The sequence below is a fragment of the Streptomyces sp. NPDC006265 genome, from assembly GCF_040613555.1.
Classification (GTDB): Bacteria; Actinomycetota; Actinomycetes; order Streptomycetales; family Streptomycetaceae; genus Streptomyces.
This window is the reverse complement of the sequence record NZ_JBEXSH010000756.1, coordinates 1-4547: the sequence shown is the minus strand read 5'-3', so window position 1 is coordinate 4547 and position 4547 is coordinate 1. Positions and strand designations below refer to the sequence as shown.

Below are 4547 nucleotides of genomic sequence, written 5' to 3'. Positions count from 1 at the left end.
GTTCTTCGCCGTCGGCGGGGTCGCCGTCTTCTTCGCGCTGAGCTCCTGGGCCCTCACCGTCGCCACCGGCCCCGCCGGACCTCGAGGACGCGCTGGGCCACGGTGGCCTCGGTGTGCGCGTCGAGCGCCGACGTCGGTTCGACCAGCAGCAGCACGTCCGGGTCGGCGAGGAGGGCCCGCACCAGGCGCACGCGCTGGCGCTGTCCGCCGGAGACGTTGCGGCCCTGGGCTTCCAGCCGTGTGTCGAGGCCGTCGGGCAGGGCCTCCACGATGTCCTCGGCCACGGCGGCCCGCAAGGCCGCGTCGAGTTCGTCGGCGGCGTGGTCGTCGCGGACGGAGACAGCCGAGCGCAGGGCCCCGGCGAAGAGGTGGGCGTCGTTGTCGGCTACGAGGACGCGGCGCCGCACTTCGGCCAGTTCGAGCTCGGAGAGCCGGACTCCGCCCCAGGTCGCGTCGGAGTCGGCGTAGCGGGCGAGCCGGTCGACGACGGCGCGGGCCTCGTCGAGGCGGGCGGAGACCAGGGCAGTCATCCGGCCGGGCTCCAGGGTCAGTCCGGAGTCCGGGTCGCACAGGGCGGCGGGTCCGGCCGGGGCGGCCGCCGGGCTCGCCCCGTCCTCCACATCGGGCTCCAGCTTCAGGATGTCGATCACCCGTCGGGCGGCGACGAGACCGCGGGGCAGGTCGTCGGCGCCCTCGATGAAGAACGACACGGGCACCAGGAGAGCGGCGACGTAGCCGTACACGGCGACCATCTCACCAACGGTGATCGTTCCGCTGGCGGCCATCCTGGCGCTGATCCAGGTGACGACGGCCAGGAAGATCACCGGCAGGCCGGCGCCGATGGCCTGGACCCAGCTGGTGAACGAGGCGACCCGGTAGCCGTCGGTGAGGAGGGCCTGCGACCGCTGCCGGTACCGCTTGCCGAAGGCGGCCTTGCCACCGATGCCGCACAGCACGCCGAGGCCGGAGACGATGTCGCCGGCGCGGGCCGTCAGCTCGCCCTGCCGTTCCCGGTAGGTGCCCTCGGCGCCGTGCAGTTTGCCGAGGAGGGGACCGACCGCGAGGGCGAGCAGCGGGACGCCCAGCAGGACCACGCCGGCCAGGACGGCGGAGATGGTGAACAGCAGGACGGCGGTGGCCGCGTAGGCGATGACCGCGCCGACGCCGGGCCCGGTGATGGTGAGCGTCACGGCGATGCGCCCCATGTCGCCCGCCTGCAGGTGGGTGAGCTCGCCGACGGAGACCTTGCGCGGCAGGGTGGCGCCTAGCCGGGTGACCTGCCGGACGACGACCTGCGCCGTCCGGTAGGCCGCGTCCGTGCGGATGAGGGTCATGGTGCGGTGCCGCAGGATGCCGAGGGTGGCGATGGCCGCGCCGGTGACCAGGATGATCACGACCCAGAACGTCAGCGTGTCCGTGTCGCGCTGCCGGAGACCGTCGTCGATGGCCTGGGCCATGAAGTACGGCGGCAGCATCAGCGCGCACATCCACAGGGAGCCCCACAGGGCGCCGAGCAGGATCCGGCCGCGCTGCATCCGGACCAGCCACCACAGGTAGCGGGCCGGACTGCGCAGGTCCGGCGTGCCGGGGTCGGTGTAGGGGACCCGGCGCTCGCGAGTGGGCAGGTCCGATCCTTCGGTCATCTAGGCCGTCCTTGTACAGGGGGGTTCATCGACGTGGGCCTTGGCTTTGGACCGCGGCGCGGCGGGCGCGATCATGGTGGGAGGCACGAGCGCGGCGCGACGGGGCCGGGCGGCGGGGCACTGCGGAAGAGCGGCCTCGGACGGCCTGGAACGCTGCCACCGGGTGGGATCCGGCCCACCGGTACCGCCGGTGTCCTGTCCGGTTCACCGGCCGGCTCGGCCCTGGTGGGCACATGTCAGCAGCGTGCTGGCCATACTCTTAGAGCTTCCCCGGCGTGTCAAGAGATCGTGATCTTGGGGTAGTTGCGTGCGGTCCGTCCACCGCCCGCGGGCGGGGCGCTGGGCCGGGGTTCGCTGCCGGTCCGCGGTCAGGACGCGACGAGGCTCTTGTTGACGTCGTCCCGGAAGTCCAGCCAGTCCTTCACGGGTGCCGGGTCGAAGTTGGGTGACTGCGCCACGAGTTGGATGAGCCGCGTACCCACGTCCACGAGGTCCCGGCCGACCTCGTCGGGGCCGCGTCGGAACACCCGGGTCGACCGTTCGATCTGCGCCGGGTCACGGCCGATCTCGGCACACCATGCGTCGAGGACGCTGTGCTTGTGCGCCAGTTGGCCGGGATCGCCGAAGCCGTGCCAGATGTCGGCGTACCGGGCGGCCAGACGCAGGGTCCTGCGCTCTCCGTTGCCGCCGACGAGGACGGGGATCTTCCGTGTGGGCGCGGGGTTGAGCCGCTGCCACCGCCGTTCGATCCGTTCCAGTCCCTCGCCCATGGCCGTGAGCCTGCTGCCCGGCGTCCCGAACTCGTAGCCGTACTCGTCGTAGTCCTTCTCGTTCCAGCCGGCGCCGATGCCGAGGATGAGGCGCCCGTCGCTGATGTGGTCGACCGTGCGGGCCATGTCCGCGAGCAGGTCGGGGTTCCGGTACGAGTTGCAGCTCACCAGGGGGCCGAACTCGACGCGGGAGGTCGCCTCGGCCCAGGCGCCGAGCATGGTCCAGCACTCGTAGTGCTCGCCGTCGGCGGGGCCGTAGACGGGGAAGAAGTGGTCCCAGTTGAACAGGATGTCCACGCCGAGTTCCTCGTACTGGGCGACGGCGCGGCGGATCTCGGCGTAGGAGCAGTACTGCGGCTGGATCTGCACGCCGACGCGGACGGGCCGGGCGGCGGAAGGGGGGTAGGACATGGGCTTCTCTCTTCGGAATCGCCGTTGGGGTGGGCCGGTCACGGGTTGCCTGGCCGCGGGACCTCCAGATGCCGTGCCATCTTCATGAGCAGTTCGTCCTCGGCGTCCCGGAGGAAGAAGTGGTCCCCGTCGATCTCCTCGATCGTCATGGGTCCGCCGCTGTACGCGCTCCACGGTTGCGTGACGTCCCGTCCGGCGTCCTCGTCCCCGCGTCCGTAGAACACGGAGACGGGGCAGTCGAGCGGTTCGGCCGGGGGCGCCTTGTAGTGGTCGAGGATGGTGTAGTCGGCCCGGAGGATCGGGATGTACAGCTCCATCAGCTCCTCGTTCTCGAGGAGTTCCTCGGGGGTGCCGCGCAGTCGCCGCAACCGCTGGGTGAACTCCTCGTCCGAGAGGTCGTGTGTGGTCTCGGCGGGCGTGGCCAGATGGGGTGCCGGGCAGCCGGAGACCAGCAGGCGCCGGGGCGGCGGGAACCCCAGCGCACGCAGGTGGCGGACGAGTTCGAAGGCGAGGATGCCCCCGAAGCTGTGTCCGAAGACGGCGTAGGGGGCATGGTGCGCCTCCTCCATCGTCCCGGCGAGGTCGTCCAGCAGGGGCTCCAGCTCGGACTTGGCGTGCTCGGGCCAGCGGGCACCGCGTCCCGGCAGTTCCAGCGGGGTGACGGCCACCGACGACGGCAGCCGGGTCTTCCACGGTTCGTACATGCGGGCCGAACTGCCGGCGTACGGCAGGCAGTACAGGTTCAGGGCGGGTGCGCCGGCCGCCTCCGGGTGTGCGGGACGCGGCTGCCGGGGCGGTCGCAGGCCGAGAAGGCCGCGGACGGTGGGGTGGTCGTGGATGTGGCGCAGGGGCACCCGGTGACCGAGTGCCTCGGTCAGACGGCGCTGAAGTTGCACCGCGAGGAGGGAGTTGCCTCCGGCCTCAAAGAAGTCCTCGTCGTCCGAGGCGGGGTCGGACTCCAGCGTCTCGCGCCAGGCCCGCACGACGGCTTCGCGGCGTGCTTCGACTTCCGTGTTCATAAAGGCACTTTCCGGTTACGGGGGACTCGGCCGGGCTTCGGCGGGAGCCCTGGTCGTGGCACGGGCTGGGTGCCCGCCCGTCACAGCAGGGGCGCTACGGGCAGCACCACCCGCGACGGATGGCCGGGGCCCCGGTGGATCCGCACGACCGGCACGGGGTCCCGCCGGGGCACCTGGGCGTTGTCGCGGTCGCAGCAGGTGACGCTGATCCGCAGCCGGCGGCCGGCCACGAAGACGTTCGACGTGGGGTGCATGTCGGCGACGAGTTCCACCGGTTCGCCGGGGAGCGGTGCGACCGATTCCGCCGTCCCTGGGTGGTAGGGCAGCCCCATGCCGTCGTACGGGGGTGTGCCCAGGCCGCGGTGGGAGGCGCGGATCACCGCCTCGCTCACGTAGTGGGAGTCGCCCTTCTCGTCCACCTCCTCCAGGTAGACGAAGAACTCGCCGTCCGGGTGGGTGGAGGTGACCCACAGGTGGACCAGGGGATGGCCAGTGACCTCCAAGTCCTCGGTCAGCACCGGCGAGGTGTAGGTCAGGGCCTTGCGGTCGTTCGCCGTGAGGTCGTAGCGGAACCCGCCGCCGTACCCGTCGGACCAGCGCGAGGTCCTTCCGGTGGTGGCGGAGTAGTCGACCTCGTAGGCATCGGCGCCGTCGGCAGGGGCGGCCCCGGTCTCGTCCTCGGGGAGCAGCTGTCCGTCGTTGGC

General features: G+C 71.8%; 4 protein-coding genes. All 4 read right to left on the bottom strand.

The window, feature by feature from the left end; genetic code table 11:
• Positions 1-53: 53 nt before the first annotated feature.
• Positions 54-1643: an ABC transporter ATP-binding protein gene (locus ABZ281_RS39185; protein WP_356662769.1), complete on the bottom strand. Its 1590-nt coding sequence runs from the start codon at positions 1641-1643 to the stop codon at positions 54-56.
• 368 nt (positions 1644-2011) lie between these two features.
• Positions 2012-2824, bottom strand: coding sequence for an LLM class F420-dependent oxidoreductase (locus tag ABZ281_RS39180; protein ID WP_356662768.1), 813 nt, complete (start codon positions 2822-2824; stop codon positions 2012-2014).
• 38 nt (positions 2825-2862) lie between these two features.
• Positions 2863-3843: an alpha/beta fold hydrolase gene (locus ABZ281_RS39175; protein WP_356662767.1), complete on the bottom strand. Its 981-nt coding sequence runs from the start codon at positions 3841-3843 to the stop codon at positions 2863-2865.
• 80 nt (positions 3844-3923) lie between these two features.
• Positions 3924-4547: CocE/NonD family hydrolase (locus tag ABZ281_RS39170; RefSeq protein ID WP_356662766.1), on the bottom strand; the 624-nt coding region annotated here is incomplete at its 5' end.

Coding starts and splice junctions, on each gene's coding strand:
- ABZ281_RS39185 (WP_356662769.1), bottom strand. CDS start 1,643: ATGACCGAAGGATCGGACCTGCCCACTCGCGAGCGCCGGGTCCCCTAC.
- ABZ281_RS39180 (WP_356662768.1), bottom strand. CDS start 2,824: ATGTCCTACCCCCCTTCCGCCGCCCGGCCCGTCCGCGTCGGCGTGCAG.
- ABZ281_RS39175 (WP_356662767.1), bottom strand. CDS start 3,843: ATGAACACGGAAGTCGAAGCACGCCGCGAAGCCGTCGTGCGGGCCTGG.